The organism is Tunturibacter empetritectus (assembly GCF_040358985.1).
Lineage (GTDB): Bacteria > Acidobacteriota > Terriglobia > Terriglobales > Acidobacteriaceae > Edaphobacter > Edaphobacter empetritectus.
On the sequence record NZ_CP132932.1, the window covers coordinates 4,833,618 to 4,849,938 of the forward strand.

Annotated in this window: 18 protein-coding genes; 9 read left to right on the top strand and 9 right to left on the bottom strand. The window is 58.3% G+C overall.

Annotated elements, in window-relative coordinates; genetic code table 11:
- The first annotated feature begins 28 nt into the window (after positions 1–28).
- The 5 genes from RBB75_RS20145 to bshA all read left to right on the top strand — a co-directional run bounded on the left by RBB75_RS20145 (position 29) and on the right by bshA (position 5,456).
- Positions 29–373 (top strand): hypothetical protein, encoded by a 345-nt coding sequence (locus RBB75_RS20145; RefSeq protein ID WP_353069107.1) that lies wholly within the window; start codon positions 29–31, stop codon positions 371–373.
- Positions 374–426: 53 nt separating this feature from the next.
- Positions 427–849 carry a VOC family protein gene (locus RBB75_RS20150; RefSeq protein WP_353069108.1) on the top strand — a complete coding sequence of 141 codons (423 nt, stop codon included), beginning with the start codon at positions 427–429 and terminating at the stop codon, positions 847–849.
- 299 nt (positions 850–1,148) lie between these two features.
- Entirely contained in the window at positions 1,149–3,251 is a 2,103-nt protein-coding gene (locus tag RBB75_RS20155; RefSeq protein ID WP_353069109.1) for a beta-glucosidase family protein, read from the top strand.
- A gap of 70 nt (positions 3,252–3,321) precedes the next feature.
- Positions 3,322–4,191, top strand: coding sequence for a ChbG/HpnK family deacetylase (locus RBB75_RS20160; protein ID WP_353069110.1), 870 nt, complete (start codon positions 3,322–3,324; stop codon positions 4,189–4,191).
- 113 nt (positions 4,192–4,304) lie between these two features.
- Positions 4,305–5,456: an N-acetyl-alpha-D-glucosaminyl L-malate synthase BshA gene (bshA, locus tag RBB75_RS20165; protein WP_353069111.1), complete on the top strand. Its 1,152-nt coding sequence runs from the start codon at positions 4,305–4,307 to the stop codon at positions 5,454–5,456.
- Here the strand turns inward: bshA and RBB75_RS20170 are convergent.
- On the bottom strand, positions 5,414–6,817 hold the full coding sequence (locus tag RBB75_RS20170; protein WP_353069112.1) for a histidine kinase: 1,404 nt from the start codon (positions 6,815–6,817) through the stop codon (positions 5,414–5,416). The genes bshA and RBB75_RS20170 overlap by 43 nt on opposite strands.
- Positions 6,818–6,908: 91 nt before the next feature.
- On the opposite strand from RBB75_RS20170, the gene ribA reads away from it, so the two are divergent.
- Positions 6,909–7,547: a GTP cyclohydrolase II gene (gene ribA / locus RBB75_RS20175; protein ID WP_353070421.1), complete on the top strand. Its 639-nt coding sequence runs from the start codon at positions 6,909–6,911 to the stop codon at positions 7,545–7,547.
- A gap of 1 nt (position 7,548) precedes the next feature.
- On the opposite strand, the gene RBB75_RS20180 is transcribed toward ribA, so the two are convergent.
- The 8 genes from RBB75_RS20180 to RBB75_RS20215 form a co-directional block, all read right to left on the bottom strand.
- Entirely contained in the window at positions 7,549–8,628 is a 1,080-nt protein-coding gene (locus RBB75_RS20180; protein ID WP_353069113.1) for a DUF3179 domain-containing (seleno)protein, read from the bottom strand.
- Between the two features lie 221 nt (positions 8,629–8,849).
- On the bottom strand, positions 8,850–9,398 hold the full coding sequence (locus tag RBB75_RS20185) for a DinB family protein (RefSeq protein WP_353069114.1): 549 nt from the start codon (positions 9,396–9,398) through the stop codon (positions 8,850–8,852).
- Positions 9,398–9,874, bottom strand: a complete 477-nt coding sequence (locus RBB75_RS20190) for a DUF1203 domain-containing protein (protein WP_353069115.1) — start codon at positions 9,872–9,874, stop codon at positions 9,398–9,400. The genes RBB75_RS20185 and RBB75_RS20190 overlap by 1 nt, the downstream gene beginning before the upstream one ends.
- A gap of 102 nt (positions 9,875–9,976) precedes the next feature.
- Positions 9,977–10,891 carry a glycine betaine ABC transporter substrate-binding protein gene (locus tag RBB75_RS20195; protein ID WP_434557160.1) on the bottom strand — a complete coding sequence of 305 codons (915 nt, stop codon included), beginning with the start codon at positions 10,889–10,891 and terminating at the stop codon, positions 9,977–9,979.
- Positions 10,888–11,436 (bottom strand): GNAT family N-acetyltransferase, encoded by a 549-nt coding sequence (locus tag RBB75_RS20200; protein WP_353069116.1) that lies wholly within the window; start codon positions 11,434–11,436, stop codon positions 10,888–10,890. Before RBB75_RS20200 ends, RBB75_RS20195 begins: the two co-directional genes overlap by 4 nt.
- Position 11,437: 1 nt before the next feature.
- Positions 11,438–12,070: an ABC transporter permease gene (locus RBB75_RS20205; RefSeq protein WP_353069117.1), complete on the bottom strand. Its 633-nt coding sequence runs from the start codon at positions 12,068–12,070 to the stop codon at positions 11,438–11,440.
- A complete protein-coding gene (locus RBB75_RS20210; RefSeq protein WP_353069118.1) occupies positions 12,067–12,816 on the bottom strand; it encodes an ATP-binding cassette domain-containing protein in 750 nt (249 codons plus the stop codon). Before RBB75_RS20210 ends, RBB75_RS20205 begins: the two co-directional genes overlap by 4 nt.
- A 33-nt stretch (positions 12,817–12,849) precedes the next feature.
- A complete protein-coding gene (locus RBB75_RS20215; RefSeq protein ID WP_353069119.1) occupies positions 12,850–13,635 on the bottom strand; it encodes an ATP-binding protein in 786 nt (261 codons plus the stop codon).
- A gap of 205 nt (positions 13,636–13,840) precedes the next feature.
- Between RBB75_RS20215 and RBB75_RS20220 the strand changes: the two genes are divergently transcribed.
- From RBB75_RS20220 to gap, 3 genes are all read left to right on the top strand, one after another.
- Entirely contained in the window at positions 13,841–14,074 is a 234-nt protein-coding gene (locus RBB75_RS20220) for a hypothetical protein (RefSeq protein ID WP_179638406.1), read from the top strand.
- Between the two features lie 153 nt (positions 14,075–14,227).
- Positions 14,228–15,088 (top strand): alpha/beta fold hydrolase, encoded by an 861-nt coding sequence (locus tag RBB75_RS20225; protein WP_353069120.1) that lies wholly within the window; start codon positions 14,228–14,230, stop codon positions 15,086–15,088.
- Between the two features lie 199 nt (positions 15,089–15,287).
- On the top strand, positions 15,288–16,298 hold the full coding sequence (gene gap, locus RBB75_RS20230) for a type I glyceraldehyde-3-phosphate dehydrogenase (protein WP_353069122.1): 1,011 nt from the start codon (positions 15,288–15,290) through the stop codon (positions 16,296–16,298).
- Positions 16,299–16,321: the final 23 nt, after the last annotated feature.

Below are 16,321 nucleotides of genomic sequence, written 5' to 3' on the forward strand. Positions count from 1 at the left end.
CACGCGCGAACCGAATCGTGAGGACGCTATGAAACTCTCTTATCTTGCTCTGCCTGTTGTCACCGCCGCTTGTCTTTTGACGGCCGGATGCGCGTCACACACGGCTTACTACGCTCCGCCTCAGCCCCCACCGCCTGCCGGCTACAACAGTGTTCCTCCGCTGATCGCGCGGGCCGATCAGGTGGGATTCCGCTCGGGCACGGAAGACGGCGGACGCGATGCCTACAACGGATTCGGCTACCATCCGCAGCATGATCGGAAGTTTCACAGCACTCCTGGCTACGACTCCGCGCTGGGGCCGTATGAGCCTTACCGCGATGCTTTTCGGAGAGCCTATCTTCGCGGCTACGACCAGGGGTTCCATCGCGGCTAGTCACGCTCGGCTGGTGGTCTCCTCGAGTCGTATGATCGATGCAGGAGACCACTTTGCCGCTGACACCTTTTCACATCGCCTTTCCCGTCGACGACCTAAACGCTGCGCGTACTTTTTACGGAACGACCCTTGGCTGTGCGGAGGGCCGCAGCTCGTCTCAGTGGATCGATTTCGATCTCTTTGGACATCAGATCGTCGCGCATCTGAAGCCCGGCTCGTCAAAAGACAGGACACACCATAACCCAGTCGACGGACATGACGTTCCGGTTCCTCACTTTGGTGTGGTGCTCCCTATGGAGACGTGGGAGATGCTTGCTGAGCGGCTCCGTCGTGCCGGGGTTGCGTTTGTCATCGAGCCTTATATCCGGTTCAAGGGCGAGGTGGGCGAGCAGGCGACGATGTTCTTTCTTGACCCCGCTGGAAATGCGCTCGAGTTCAAAGCATTCGCTGACATCAGACAACTCTTTGCGAAGTAATCTTGCAGGATTGGATCAAAGAGGCGAAGCTCCCTGTTTGTTTCGAGTAAAGAAGCGCTAATCCGGAAAGCGCGAAAACCCTTTTACTATATCGTTTTAGTTCGTATAGACTCACTTACGGTCCGTGAGCAAACGATTGTCTGCTTCGTGGGACCGGTCCTACCTAGCCTGAAGGAGCATGAATGTTATTTTTTCAGCGGTTCAGCGTTTTGTCGGTCTTTGCAGCGATGACTGTGGTGTTGTTTGGTTCAATGGCGGCAAATTCCCAGACCACGCCCGCCACCACGAACAGGCCTTGGATGAACAAGAGCCTCTCTCCGGATGAGCGCGCCAATCTGGTGGCAGGCCAGATGACTCTTGATGAAAAGATGCAGATGGTTCACGGGACTGGCTGGGGGGTGCTGCGCGCGGGTGATCCGGTGCCGGCGAAGTCGAACTTCGCTGCAGGTTATATGGAGGGGATCGAGCGGCTTGGGATTCCGGGGATCGATCTTGCGGACTCCGCGGTCGGGGCTCGCATGGCCGCGTATCAGTCTCGTTATGCGACGCTGCTGCCTTCGACGCTTGGCGCCGCCTCAAGCTGGGATCCGGAGTCGGCGTTTCTATATGGCTCCGTGATAGGCCGTGAGCTTCGTGCGTGGGGCTCGAATATGACAATCGGCGGCGGTGTGAACATCACGCGAGAGCCACGCAATGGCCGCAACTTCGAGTACGCAGGGGAAGATCCGATTCTTGCCGGGACGATGACGGGCAATCTCGAGAAGGGCGTCTTCTCGCAGCATGTGATGAGCGACATCAAACACTATGCTCTGAATGATCAGGAGACTGGGCGGACTGTGGTCAACGCGCTGCTCGACAAAAAGGCTCTGCGCGAGTCGGACATGCTTGCCTTCGAGGTGTCGATTGGGATTGCGGAGCCGTCGGCGGTGATGTGCTCTTACAACCTGTATGAGGGCGACCATACCTGCGAGAACGACTATCTGCTCAACGAAGTTTTGAAGAAGGACTTCAAGTTCAAGGGCTGGGTGGTCTCGGATTGGGGCGCGACCCATAGTACAGTCAAGGCCGCGCTGAACGGGATGGATCAGGAGATGCCAGGCGACGAAAACTACTTCAATGCGCCTCTGAAGAAGGCGGTTGAAGGCGGGCAGGTCCCCGCGGCTCGACTGGACGACATGGTTCATCGCATTCTGCGCAGCATGTTTGCAGCGGGTGTGGTGGATGATCCGCCGGTCCGTACAGTCGTCGATCCGTTCCGTGGGCGAGATGACGCGCAGCACATTGCTGAAGAGAGCATCGTTCTGTTGAAGAACGCGGATCATATTCTTCCGCTGAAGGCGGCGGCTTCGAGCTCGATTGCGATTATCGGTTCGCATGCGGATGTGGGTGTTCTTTCGGGAGGCGGCTCGGCTCAGGTGGATGCGCCGGGCGGCAATGCTGCGGACCCGAAGGCGGGCGGTTCCGGCTGGACCGAGCATGTCTACTTCCCTTCTTCTCCGCTCAAGAACATTCAGGCGCACTCGCCTCAGGCTTCGGTACGGTACGTGGATGGGTTGGATACTGCCGCGGCCGTGAAGCTGGCTAAGTCTTCTTCTGTGGCTATCGTTTTTGTGAATCAGCCGATGCAGGAAGGAATGGATGCGGTGACTCTGTCACTGCCTGACAATCAAGATGCGCTGGTCGAGGCGGTTGCAGCGGCGAATCCGAACACTATCGTCGTGATCGAAAATGGCGGACCGGTGAGTATGCCGTGGGTTCAACGTGTGAAGGGCGTGGTCGAGATGTGGTATCCCGGCATCGGCGGCGCGCAGGCTCTGGCCAACATCCTCTTCGGCGAGGTGAATCCTTCGGGCAAGCTGCCAGTCACGTTTGCAAAAGATGAGGCACAGTTGCCGCATCCTGTGGTGCCGGGTCTTGAGGGAGTGCCACCTGGCCCCAACCAGGAGCATCCGGTTAAACCATTCGACGTGAACTACAACTCGGAGGGCGCCAAGGTCGGTTACAAATGGTTTGAGGCAACCAACAAGCAGCCACTCTTCCCGTTTGGCTTCGGCTTGTCTTACACCACCTATGCTTACTCTGGCCTGGCTGTCGATGATGCCAAGCGCACGGTTCACTTCACGGTTCGCAACACCGGAGTACACGAGGGCACCGAGATCGCCGAGGTCTACGTCGCTCTGCCAGCAGCTGCGAAGGAGGACTACAAGCGGCTTGCAGCATGGCAGCGGGTGAAGCTGGCTCCCGGCGAGTCGAAGGAGGTTACGTTGCCGCTGCATCCGCTCTCGCTTACGGTCTTCAACACGGATCAGAACGGATGGCAGCTGCTTCCGGGCGAGTACAAAGTTACGGCGGGGCCGTCCTCCAGCGACACTCCGCTGAAGGCTACGCTGCACGTTCAGTAAGGATCAGCGCCTGAGCCTGTTGATGGCGGCTCAGGCGCTGATCCTTGGGCGTTCACTATGATAAGTACTTATGCCTGCCCGACTCATTATCAATGCGGACGACTTCGGCCTCACTCGTGGGGTTAACCGCGCCGTCATGGAGCTTCACCAGGCTGGGTCGTTGACCTCTGCCACGTTGATGGCGACCGGGGCGGCGTTCGACGATGCTGTGGCGCTTGCCCGCACCAATCCTACCCTTGGTGTCGGCTGTCACATCACGCTCACAGATGGTCTCCCTGTCTCGCCGGCGCAAAGCATCTCTACGCTGCTGGGTCCTGATGGCACGACGTTTCGTCCGTCGCTTGTCGATTTTGTGCAGGCGCTGGTACGCGGCAAGATCAGCGAAGATGAGGTGGAACGGGAGGCGCTTGCGCAGGTGGAGAAGCTACGAGGCGCAGGCATCGAGGTTACTCATCTGGATACGCATAAGCACACACATCTTTTCCCAGCTGTCACGAGGCCTCTTCTGCGCGTTGCAGAACGCTGCGGCATTGGCGCGATTCGCAATCCGTTCGAGGATCCCTGGAGTCTTGCTCTTGGACACGGGAACCGCATTCGACGCCTCCAGGTGAAGCTGCTTGGCAGTCTTCACAGCAGGTTCGAACGCCAGCCGCAGATTCGTAACTCTCGCGTGCTAACTACCGACGGAACGATTGGGATCTCCGCGACCGGCCATCTGGACGCCCCTACCCTGCATGAGCTTTTGCTTGCTCTGCCGGCTGATGGAACCTTTGAACTCTGCTGCCATCCCGGTTACAACGATAGGGATCTCGATCTCGTCACCACTCGGCTTCGCACCCATCGTGACGTGGAGCGAGACGCTTTGCTCACCGAGGTTCCCGCGCGGTCTTTGCGACCAAATGCGCCGCAGCTCATCAACTATGGGGACCTTGTAGCCTAACGGCGCGCGTTTGCGAATAGCTGATGAACCGCCGGACGCCAAAGAGTCTTATGAGATCGTTGCTTCGTCCAATAGCAGGAGAAGTGGATGCAGCCTAAAGATATGGGAAGACTATGAAGATCGGCATCACCTGTTATCCCACCTACGGCGGCAGCGGTGTCGTCGCCACTGAGCTTGGTATTGAACTGGCTGCCCGCGGCCACGAGATTCACTTCATTACCTACTCGCAGCCCTTTCGTCTCAGTGGCCGTGAGTCGAATATTCACTTCCACGAGGTTGCGGTTTCAAACTATCCGCTGTTTGAACATCCGCCCTACGATCTCGCGCTCGCGACTCGGATGGCCGAGGTCGCCGAGTTTTATTCGCTGGATCTGTTGCATGTTCACTATGCGATTCCTCACTCTGTGAGCGCGTTGCTGGCGCGACAGATGCTTGCTACGCGGGGAATTCATCTGCCGTTTATCACGACGCTTCATGGCACCGACATCACGCTGGTGGGGCTCGATCGCTCGTATCTTCCCATTACGAAGTTCGGCATCGAGCAGTCGGATGGGGTTACCAGCATCTCGAGCTATCTGCGCGACCGCACCCGCGAGGCCTTCGCCATCACCTCTGAGATCGAGGTTGTCCGCAACTTCGTGAACTGCGATGTCTATGTTCGCAATCCGGAGCTGGTGGCTGCGATGCGTCCGCGCTTTGCGGAGCCGAACGAGCGGCTTCTGGTTCACCTATCCAACTTTCGGCCGGTCAAACGCATTCAGGATGTTGTGAACGTCTTTGCCCGCGTCGCCAAGGCCATGCCGGCGCGGCTGATGCTGATCGGTGATGGCCCTGACCGCAGCGTCGCCGAGTATCTTGCCCGCGAACACAACGTGCAGGACCGGGTGCACTTCATCGGCAAGCAGGATAACGTCAATGAGTTGCTGCCGCTGGCTGACCTGATGCTGATGCCGAGCGAGATGGAGTCGTTCGGGCTGGCGGCGCTGGAGGCCATGGCGTGCAGCGTCCCAACTATCGGGACAAACGTCGGCGGCGTCCCCGAGCTTATCCAGGATGGGCACAATGGCCTTCTCTTTGGTGTAGGCGACGTTGACTCCATGTCCACCGCGGCGATCTCGCTCTTAAGCGATCGGCCGCGTCTGGAAGCGATGGCACGAGCAGGCCGCAAGACAGCGCAGGATCACTTCTGCGCCTCTCGAGTTATTCCGCTTTACGAGGATTATTACGACCGCGTCATCGCGCGCACGGCGTCTTCCACCATGTGACTGATGGCCTGACCGGCCGCGCCTCCGATCGGTCCCCAGGCCTCGGCGCCGGCGTCAAGAATCGGCATCAGCAGCGTAACCTTTGTGCCACGGCCCGGACGGCTGTTGATTTCGACGGCCGCAAGATCGCCGTACAAGACCTGCATGCGCTCGCGGACGTTTCGTACCCCTATGCCGTTTCCAGGACGAACCAGACCGCTGACCAGAGAGACGTCGATGCGGTCAGGAGCCATGCCGACTCCGTCATCCTCGACCTCGACCATCAACCTTTTTTCTTGCGTAATCCGGCTTCGGATGGTGACCGTGCCGCCGCTGATTCGCGGCTCGAGGCCATGCTTGATGCTGTTTTCGATAAGCGGCTGGAGGAGCATTCCGGGGACCACGATGTCGAGCGTATCGTCTGCAATCTCTTTGACTACCTTCAGCTTGTCGCCAAAGCGCACTACCTCGATATCCAGATAGTCATCGGTGAAGCGCAGCTCCTCACGGAGCGGCAGGAAAGCCTCGCGATCTTTCAGAAGCACGCGAAGGATGTTGGCGAGTTTGACGATCATTTCGCGCGCGAGTTCGGGCTGCGAGCGAACCAGAGACGTGATCGAGTTCAATGTGTTGAATAGAAAGTGCGGGTTGATCTGCCGTTGTAACGCGTCCAGACGGGCCTCGAGCAGTAGTCTTCCCTGCTCCTCCAGCTTTCTTTCGACGCGGATTGCATTCCAGATTTTGAGTGGAATTCCTACGACGATGGGCGCGGTGGCGCAGATCAACAGCTGGACCCACCACTCCCTGGAGTTAAGTTCGAAGTAGCGGCGCGGAAAGTAGTGCGACAGAGCGCTGGTGCCGAGCTGCATCCCAGCGACCAGAAGGAGCAGCAGAATCTGACGATCGAGCTGCGGCCGTCGCAGGTTCCGCGTGACCCAGCGATAGATGCTGAGGTCGATCATTGGGGAGAACGACCATACATCTTCGGGATCGGCAAAGCGGCCGAAGGCTCCGGCGATGGCGGCGATGGCGAGATTGACTGGAAGCGCCCAGTACTCATGGTGCAGAACGGCGGGAATTGCCAAAGTCGCTCCGCCAGCCATGGCTGCCAGTGGCCCTACAAGAATTCCCAGGAGGATCGTGATCTCGAGAGAGAGATCGGCTGCCAGAAAGTTGGGCACGGTGGTGCGGACCCATACCCCGAGGGTCAGCGGCACGCAGATAATGATGACGAGCCACATTGTCTGGCGTGGAGTTCGCCGCGATAAAAGGAGGAGATTCTTGAAGCGGTTCGATCGCGCCAGGGAGCTTGAAAACGCCGCAGCTACGCCCAATTCAATCAACAGCGTAATCAGGATCAGCTTGGGATCGGGCTGGGTCACACGTCTACTTTACGCCCCCGATGCAACTTCGCATCCAACGGCCGGTCCGAACAGTCTAATGGTCATGAAGCAGGAAACGTATAATCAAGCGATGCCGTTCGCAAGTGTGACCAAAGTAGCCGACGCCGACTTCCCGACCCGCTGGGGGCAATTCCGAATCCTCGGCTATGAGGGTGTCATTGAAAACCCCGCTGCCTGCAACGACAATATTCCTCCACCGGCTGTGCGCGTCGAGGGAGCCGTGGCTTTGGTAATGGGCGATGTTCACGCTGCGCCTCCGATTGTGCGGATACACTCGCAGTGCTTAACCGGCGATGTATTTCACTCCCTGCGCTGCGACTGCCGTCAGCAGTTTGAGCTTGCCATGGCCACCATTACCGAAGCCGGCACGGGTATTTTGCTCTATGAACAGCAGGAGGGGCGCGGCATCGGCCTGATGGCGAAACTGCGCGCGTATGAGCTGCAAGACAAGGGTATGGACACGATTGAGGCGAACCTTGAACTTGGTTACGAGGCCGATTGCCGCCACTTTGAGCTGCCGGCGCAGATCCTCAAGCAGATGGGAATCTCTGAAGTTCGGCTGATCACGAACAATCCGGAGAAGGTGGAAGCGCTGGAGCTTGCCGGCATCAAGGTGGTTGAGCGCATCTCAGCCGAAGTTCCCAGTGAACCGACCAATGAGCGCTACCTTCAGACCAAGCGCGAGAAGATGGGCCACCTGGTCAGCTAGTTCAATTCTTGAAGACCGCTGATTCGGGATGATGATTCATCCAGTCGAACCAGTAGTCTTTGTGAGCGTCGATCTCTGCGAGGCAGCGCCCTGTCAGACTTCCCTCTACCGCGCATCCCCTGAAGTTCCAACCGCTACCCGTGTCGATGTCGGTGAGTGTCTGGCGGCCTGAGCGTTGGACGAAGGTCAGGTGTCTGTTCTCGAGCGTTGCTTCGAAGACCCGGATCGATGCGCCGTCAGGGCCGACCACGACTATGAGCGGCTGGTCGCCTACCCGATCCTGAATCAGCTTTGCCGCGAGGATGGACTCGATCGGGTAGGCTTTGCTCTGTTCCCCTACGGTGACTCCCAGCATCAGTTGGTGGGGCGCGATGCCGGAGCGGGTTGTGTTTACTACTGTTGGCGTTTTTTCGACGTGCTTCTCCCAGTCTTTCGGATCGTACTCCGCCGCATAGAGTGGGTCCGGCTTCAAGACCTGCCCGTGGGGCTGCTCGCCCTTCCACAAAGCGAAGGTCAACTCGTCGCTGCGCACGAGCTTCAGCTGCTGCCCCTTCAACGGTCCAAAGATGGCCTCTCCGGTGCTCTGCTGCCAGATGCTGCTGGTCTGCTCATCGCGCAGGAGAGCGTTGCCGTTGTTGATGCCCGCCAGGCGGAAGTGCAGCAGTTTTCCATCGACGACGCGACTCCATACCAGCCCCGTATGACATAACGTGCAATAGGTCACGGCGATCGGTGCGCCGCCTACCGTGTCGTTGACGATATGGTGATAGCCCATGGTGCGGATCGGATAAGCTCGGGCTTCCTGTCCCACCGTGACCGCCAGCACCTTGTCGCCGGGATCGACTTTTGCCTCGTCCGCGCTCTCGAACGAGGGCGAATCGTAGGGGTGGAACATCTTTTCGAAGATGTTGATATGGGTAAAGACTGCTCCCGCGAACGTAAGCAGAAGCAGGCAGATCAGTCCGATTCGAGCGCCAATCCGTGCGTTCTTCCAGAGGAGATATATCACGAGCAGCACGACCGCTAAGCACACACCCGCTAGCCAAGGGCCGGCGTGACGGACGGCCAGGGCAATCCCCAACTCGCGCGCTCCCTGTGGGCGGAACGGGCGAATGACAAACATCGGGATGGCGACACAGGCTACCGAAACTATAGCGGATACCACCGCCAAAGAAAAAAGAGATCCGGTTTTGTTCCGTACCGCTTGTATCTGCTGCGCCTGTGGCATGTTCGTCCTCGCAGCGATTCAACGCGGACTGGTGGGAAGAGTCAACCATGTAAATGGAGGATCTTTCGCTCCATCTATGGGATGATGTTCCCTTTCTCGCGGAGAGCTTTTTCAGAAGAGTATGGCGGCTCCCCGCGCGCTCCCATCACGACCTTCGCGGTGGTGATGGCTTGCCCGATGTGACGCTGTGTGTGTTCTGCGCAGTGGACAAGAAGTCCACCTACTGTGCTCGGCAACATGGATCGGCCTACTGCCCGCGGTTCTTCATAGCTTTCCGGCGAGATCATCAGGACGCGTTGTCGCGCTTCGGCCAGTCCAGCTCGGACCTCGCGGAGCACAGTCTCGGCAGATGCGCCCTCCATCTCACTGTGCAGCGCGTCCATCTGCGTACCGGATAGGGCTCTCCCCTCGGCGTAGGTCAGCAGACGGTCCAGACTTCGCGCGATATGGCGCAGATGAAAGGCGACGGGAGCTATCCCAAACGGCCTAGCATTCATCTCGCTATCGCTTAATCCTGTGCACCATCGCTCTACATCTTCCTGCGCCAGTTCCAGCGCGTGCAGGACCTGTCGCCGCACTGCATCGAATTCGGTCAACGTTCCTCGCAGCCATGGTTCGACCATCAAGATCCCTCCACTCGCTCAATGCGAAAGTCGTAGCAGCCGGCCTTACCGTCGCGAACCATTACGTAGCGGACCAACGGATCGCGCATGATTCGTTCGATGGCAGCTGGCTGCGATCCGTCAGTTATCGTCTCACGCCGCCGCACGATCTGGTCTGCATCGTAGCCGTCGATCACCGCACCGAAGGGCAAGAGTTCCTTAGGATACCCAGCCTGCTCCGCGTATCGATTGCACTCCGCCTCGTGGATAAACACCGGGCCGGGCTGGGGTATCGGCGCTGCTCCATCGAAGGCATTCAGGGTAAACAAAAGCCGCACCTCCTGCCCGACGGCAAATGGTCTTAGACAGTGCCTGCAGGGGCCATGTCCGGTTGCAACCTTTGCGGTTACCGGATGCCTGTATCCCGGCGACAGTCTCGACTCTCTTACCTTCTGTGCCAGATCGGTTGCAATCGCAACTACTCTCAACTCGCTCATCTTCCGTCTCTCCAGTCGTTGTTCTTAATTACTGGAGGGATTTTGCACGACTACCATCAGCGCGCACACTCCGAATTGTTCCCTCAAACTCAGAGCCCTCTCTTAGAGCCCCTTCGACTTGCGAAACTCTTTTACTACCTCTGCCACGTCCCTGTGCTCGGAGTCTACGGCGTAGTTCATCCCACGCACCTCGTCGGCGCTCACCTTACCTGCGAGCCTGTCCATGGCGACCTGAATTCCCGGATGCCGCTGCAGCGAATCCTCTCTTATCAACGGCACCGCCTCGTAGGGTGGGAAGTAGTGCTTGTCGTCGTCCAACACGACGAAGCCTAACGCTCGTATGGGACCATCGGTGGAGTTGCCAGCGACCATGTCTACCTGACTGTTCGACAGAGCTCGGTACAGGAGCCCAAGGTCCATGGTTCGGGGATCGCCTGCGAATTTTAGTCCGTAGGTCGCCTCGAGGCCGCTGAGACCATCCGGACGGGATTGAAACTCGTAGCCAACGCCGAGCCTCCAGCCATTGGGATCAGGCGGCGTCTTCACTGCGTCCGAGATCGTCTTCACGCCCAGACGCTTCGCATCGTCGCCGCGCACCACCATCGCGAACGTGTCCTCAAAGCCCAGCCCAGGCCCTACCTTTACGTGGTACCTCGATGCGTACAGACCGCTTACCTGACGAAAGACTGTGGCCTCATCGCGTTGTCCTACAGGAGGGAGTGGCTGCTTGAGGATTGCGGTCAGCGCCGTGCCGGTGTACTCGACGTATCCGTCGATGCGTCCGCTTACCAGCGCCTGCTGGCAGAGATAACTTCCAGCCAGATAGAAGCGCCTGTCTACCGGTTCGCCGGTGATGGACTCGATCTCCTGAGCGAGCATCTCCCCGAGGACAACCTGCTCGGTGAAGTTCTTGGCTCCGATGGTGATGCGAGAGGATCGCGGTGGGGCACACGCGATGGCAAGCAGGCAGAAGAGAGCAGCAATCAGGCTCGTAGGACGGAGTTGGCTCGGTTTCAGCAACTCGCTCCTCCCGCAGAGACGTTCTGCGTCGACGGAGCCTTTAGTTCGAATTTATAAAACGATCTCGTTCCCTGCTCGTAGTCGGTGACGACGAATCCGAGCTTCTTCAAGATGTGCAGGGAGGATTCGTTGCCCTCCTGTACGGTTGAAACGATGCGGTTCAGCTTCAGCTCTTCAAAGCCGAACCTTACGAAGGCGCGGGCCGCTTCGGTTGCCAGACCCTGCCCCCAAAATTCTGAGCGCAGATAGTAACCGAGAACCGCCTCTCCTGGGATTCTTTCGTCTCCCTGCACGTTTGCATAGAGACCGCAGCGCCCGATGTAGCCGTCGGTCGCTTTCAACACACAGGCCCACATCGCCAGCCTGTCATCCACTCTCTGCATGACTCGGTTCCAGAATCTATCTTCGGCAACTTCTCTGGTTCGCGGAGCACCGCCCACGTATCGGCGAACGTCCGGATCCTGCTCCATCGCGCAGAAAGCCTCGAGGTCCGCGGCCTCATGCGGGCGAAACAACATTCTCTCGGATTCGAGAATGATCATCTCAGACGCGCCTCACGGCCAGACGTCTCTCCAGAAGTCCCAGGCCTGCGTCGGCTATAAGAGCGAGCAGAGCGGCGGGGATGGCGCCGGCGAGGACGAGGCCGTTGTCGACGCTGGCGACACCGCGAAAGATCAGCTCCCCCAGGCCGCCTGCGCCGATCGCCGCGGCGATGGTCGCGACGCCGACGCAGGTCACAGTTGCGGTTCGGAGGCCGGCCAGAATCACGCTCGCAGCCAGCGGTAGCTCTACCTTCATGAGCCGTTGCCACGAGGTCATCCCCATTGCGTTGGCCACGTCGATCAGCGCGGGATCCAGGCTTCCGATTCCGGCATAGGTGTTCCGCAGGATGGGCAAGAGGGCGTAGCCGGTTAAAGCCAGGATCGCCAGCCGTGCTGCATTTTCTCCCAACCACGGCACAGGCAGGAGCAGGCCAAACAGCGCGAGGCTGGGGACGGTCTGCAGTACGTTCGCAAACCCAATGACGGGCTTGGCGAGTCTCTGCCTTCGGGTTAGCAGGATACCCAATGGAAGACCAATGGCAGCGGCCAGCAACATCGCCGACAACGTAAGCCAGAGGTGTTCGAAGGTTAGACGACCGATGTCGTATCCATTTTGGCGAAGAAAGTCGATCACGCTTGCACCACGCGATGTACAGCATGAACATAATCTTTTACATGAAGGTTTTCTGACCGCAAAACTTCTTCTGCGGCGAGATCTGCCACCACAGTGCCTTCAGACAGAAAGACGACGCGTCGGGCCAAGTATAAGGCTTCGTCCAGATCATGAGTTACGAGCAGTACAGTCTTGCCAACCTTCTTCAGCAGATCGCGCAACATGGTCTGCATCTCGGCGCGCGTCAGAGGATCGAGGGCGCCAAGGGGCTCATCCATCAACAGCACGGTTGGGTCGGTTGCGAGTGCGCGTGCAAGCCCTACGCGCTGTCGCTGACCGCCTGAGAGCTGCCACGGGTACCTTCGGCAAAACTCTTCGTAACCGAGTCCGACCAGCGACATCATCTCGCGGACGCGAGCCGCAATCTCGTCCTTCGAGCGTCCTGCAAGCTCCAGCGCCATACCGGCGTTTCGCTCCACGGTCATGTGGGGAAACAAGCCGGTCTCCTGAATAACGTAGCCGATACTGCGCCTGAGCGATATGGTGTCGGCATCTTGTGTCCTATGGCCTGCGACGAGTACCTCGCCTGTGCTTGGCGTCACCAGATTATTCACCATGCGCAGCAGCGTCGTCTTGCCGGACCCGCTCCGTCCCAGCAGAGCCGTTGTGGTTCCCGCTTCAAGCTGCAAAGAGATGTCGCGCAATAAAACACGCCCACCTGCCAGCGTATAGCTCACCTTCGCGAACTCAACGCCAACCGTGGGCATGTCTCCTACTCTAACCTGTGGCGAACTGCGAGTTTATTCTGCGGTCTCGGGAACAGAATCTGCAGCTGCAGGCTCCCCTGCCGCGCCGGGCTGGCCCTTCACGCGCACCACGGTGATCTTCTCGAAGCCTTCCTTGAAGGTGGGCGGCTTCAGGCGCTCTGCCATCTTCTGCATCACCTCGTCGGTCACTTGGCGATCGCGCTTCGAGTTGCGCTCCATGCAGACGGCCAATGGCACGTCGAAGAACACAGCCTGCACCTCGTAGCCGAAGCTCTTGGCCATCTTGATCCACTGCCTGCGCTCGTGTGGCGAGAGGTTCGTCGCGTCCACGTAGTTCCACGGCATCTTGGCGATCAGCCGGGCGCGCAGCAGGCTTCGCAGCGTCGAAAACACGAGACCCTGATAGCGCTGTTCGGTGATGTCGTCGAAGAGGAGGGTGCGCAGAAGATCGCTCGACAACGGAGTTACGCCGCGGCGCTTGTACCAGGTCGTCTTGCCTGAACCGGGTAGTCCGATCGCAAGTACAACGTAGCCCTTTGGCGATTTGGTCGCAGTCAGCTCTGCGGGTGGAGTCCCGAGCGATTCGGGCTGAGTCTCCATCACCATCTTTGGCTCGGTGGGCTCTGAATGCTCCGCTGCGGGCACGGTCGCCGGTTCCACTATCCGTTCGGCTTTGACTGGCTCGGGCTCCGCGGCGCGTACCGGCGCGGCCTCCGGGTAGGTTGGTCTCAGGGGAGCTGGCTGGTTCGAGGGCAACTCCTGCCCACTTTTCCCCGTGGACTCGGAGTCATTCGGTCCACGTCTAGGGCGTCGTCTCATCTTTTCGCTTATCCATTCGCGCAATTCGCGCATACGACGCTTGTAACACAGCGCAGAAGGCTCCCGCAAATCCGTCGCATCTCGCGCGATACTCCTTCAGCCACTCCTCTAACCCGGAATTGTCTACCCTCATCTCTCCTTTTCTCAGCGGGTTACATCGTCTTTTCACATATCTGAGGTAGTGTCGCGAGTAAAGAGGTGGACCATGGCCGTCGAAGTCTCCGATCTGAACCAGATGCAGGCTGCATATAAAGAAGCTGTCGATCAATGGATCACCGCTATCCGCGAAGAAGAGGCGCTCGCCTCAGTTGATCACTCCGAGGCAGAGATCGACGCTTGGGAGGCTGCGGATTTTCGTGAGGAAGATGCCCGAGAAAAGGCAAAAGAGGCCAAGAAAAACTACGAAGATGCTCTTCGCGAGAAGTTCTTCAAGTTCTAAGTCTGTGGCTAATTGACCAATAGCCGCGAGCTCTCTCCCAGTGCGTCGTGGGGAAACTGCGGGTAGTGGGTCAGTTTGAAAATCCGGAGCTGCCAGAGTTACCTATAACCCCATTTTGCGGGCAGTCATTTGATTTTGGGATACTCTGTCTTGATGAAAATTCTCGGCTCGACGCTTGTGGTTTTCTCCACTCTGTTCGGAGTGGGGGGTCTTTACGCGCAATCAACTGTGCCCGCGAATCCACCAGGTTCATTCGTCGAAGTAGAAGGATCTCGCTTGTACTACGAAGAATGCGGTAAAGGTCCGAAGGCTGTGATTCTCCTTCATGATGGGATAGTAAATTCAGCCGTGTGGGATGATGTATGGCCCTCTCTCTGCAAACAATTCCACGTAATCCGTTACGATCGACGTGGGTACGGCCACTCCCCAGCTACAAAGAAGCCCTATTTCGAAGCCGACGACGTTGCAGCCATCATCCGCGATCGAAAAGTATCTCAAGCTGCACTGGTCGGAAGTTCTCACGGTGGCAATGTTGCCTTGAGTGTTGCACTTCGATACCCGGAGCAAATTAGCGATCTTGTGCTTGTCGGCCCGGAGGCAGACGGTTTTCCTTACTCCGAGCATTTCGTGATGGCGCAAATTGAGATTCAAGATGCTAAGGATCCTGTAGAAGTAAGGGCGAAAAATGTCTACTCCATCGCACCTGGAAATGACACCGCCCGCGAGCACCTCCGGAAGCTGCTCAACGCTTTTCCGCAAGACCACACGCACGACGATATGCCACTTCCGGAAAAACCTGTTTTTCCATATGTGCGCGATCTACGAGTACCCACGCTGATTCTCACGGGTTCAGCAGACATTGCTGACAATCAGGCGGTTTCAGGGGCTCTTGTCATGTCGATCCCAGGCGCTGCTCGGGTTGTTGTGCCTGGGACAGGACATCTCTTATACCTTGAAAAGCCCGACCTTTTCGCTTCGATCGTCATCAACTTTCTCACATCCCACGGCTTCTGACGGAGCGCCCGCAAAGTCAACTTTACGGCAGCCTCAGTCATTACACTCCAAAAACTGACCTACTACCAAGCTGCGCCGAATTTTGCCGCGCCTTTGCGCTGGTACGTCCCGCTCTGACGAGGTGCAGAGTCGTTCGCCGCGCTTTACAATGGTCAAACGAATCCATAACGCAGCAACACGACAGGAGCAACCGAAAATCATGGCAGCTGTAAAGGTAGGCATCAACGGCTTCGGCCGCATTGGACGCAACGTCTTCCGCTCCGCTTTAGGCAACCCCGACATTGAATTCATAGCCGTAAACGACCTAACCACCCCCGCCACACTGGCCCACCTCCTCAAGTACGACTCCATCCTCGGCAACCTGAAGAACGAGATCACCCACGGCTCCGACTTCATCGCGGTCGATGGGAAGCACATCAAGGTATTCGCCGAGCGCGATCCGGCCAAGCTGGACTGGGCCTCGGTTGGGGCGCAGATTGTGGTTGAGTCCACCGGCTTCTTTACCGACGCCGAAAAGGCTAAGGCGCACCTTGGCAGCACCGTGAAGAAGGTCATCATCTCTGCGCCCGCGACCAACGAGGACGTCACCCTCGTGCTGGGCGTGAACGACGACAAGTACGACGCGGCGAAGCACAACGTCATCTCGAATGCGAGCTGCACGACCAACTGTCTCGCGCCGGTGGTCAAGGTGCTGCACGATACCTTCGGCATCGCCTCGGGGATCATGACTACGATCCACAGCTACACCAACGATCAGGTCATTCTCGATACGCCGCATAAGGATCTGCGTCGCGCCCGCGCCGCCGCCCTCTCGATGATTCCGTCGAGCACCGGCGCCGCCAAAGCCCTGAGGCTCGTCGTTCCTGCAATGGACGGAAAGCTCGACGGCTTCTCGATGCGCGTACCGACTCCGAACGTCTCGGTGGTCGACCTCACCTTCGTCTCCGAGAAGCCCATCACCGAAAAGTCGATCAACGAAGCCCTCAAGAAGGCTGCCGATGGCGAACTGAAGGGGATTCTGGGATTCACGGATGAAGAGCTGGTCTCCTCGGACTTCAAGGGCAACCCGCTCAGCAGCATCGTCGACAGCAAGCTGACCAAGGTCGTCGGCCAGAACACCGGCAAGGTGATCAGCTGGTACGACAACGAGTGGGGCTACTCCAGCCGGGTGAAGGATCTCATCCTCTTCCTCGTCAAAAAAGGCCTGTAACCGTCCTCTATGCCTGGCAGGGT

Bases quoted from the DNA above. Each gene is read 5' to 3' on its own strand.
- RBB75_RS20145 (WP_353069107.1), top strand. From the start codon at position 29: ATGAAACTCTCTTATCTTGCTCTGCCTGTTGTCACCGCCGCTTGTCTT.
- RBB75_RS20155 (WP_353069109.1), top strand. From the start codon at position 1,149: ATGAACAAGAGCCTCTCTCCGGATGAGCGCGCCAATCTGGTGGCAGGC.
- RBB75_RS20160 (WP_353069110.1), top strand. From the start codon at position 3,322: ATGCCTGCCCGACTCATTATCAATGCGGACGACTTCGGCCTCACTCGT.
- bshA (WP_353069111.1), top strand. From the start codon at position 4,305: ATGAAGATCGGCATCACCTGTTATCCCACCTACGGCGGCAGCGGTGTC.
- ribA (WP_353070421.1), top strand. From the start codon at position 6,909: ATGCCGTTCGCAAGTGTGACCAAAGTAGCCGACGCCGACTTCCCGACC.
- RBB75_RS20185 (WP_353069114.1), bottom strand. From the start codon at position 9,398: ATGGTCGAACCATGGCTGCGAGGAACGTTGACCGAATTCGATGCAGTG.
- RBB75_RS20190 (WP_353069115.1), bottom strand. From the start codon at position 9,874: ATGAGCGAGTTGAGAGTAGTTGCGATTGCAACCGATCTGGCACAGAAG.
- RBB75_RS20200 (WP_353069116.1), bottom strand. From the start codon at position 11,436: ATGATCATTCTCGAATCCGAGAGAATGTTGTTTCGCCCGCATGAGGCC.
- RBB75_RS20210 (WP_353069118.1), bottom strand. From the start codon at position 12,816: ATGCCCACGGTTGGCGTTGAGTTCGCGAAGGTGAGCTATACGCTGGCA.
- RBB75_RS20215 (WP_353069119.1), bottom strand. From the start codon at position 13,635: ATGAGACGACGCCCTAGACGTGGACCGAATGACTCCGAGTCCACGGGG.
- RBB75_RS20220 (WP_179638406.1), top strand. From the start codon at position 13,841: ATGGCCGTCGAAGTCTCCGATCTGAACCAGATGCAGGCTGCATATAAA.
- RBB75_RS20225 (WP_353069120.1), top strand. From the start codon at position 14,228: ATGAAAATTCTCGGCTCGACGCTTGTGGTTTTCTCCACTCTGTTCGGA.
- gap (WP_353069122.1), top strand. From the start codon at position 15,288: ATGGCAGCTGTAAAGGTAGGCATCAACGGCTTCGGCCGCATTGGACGC.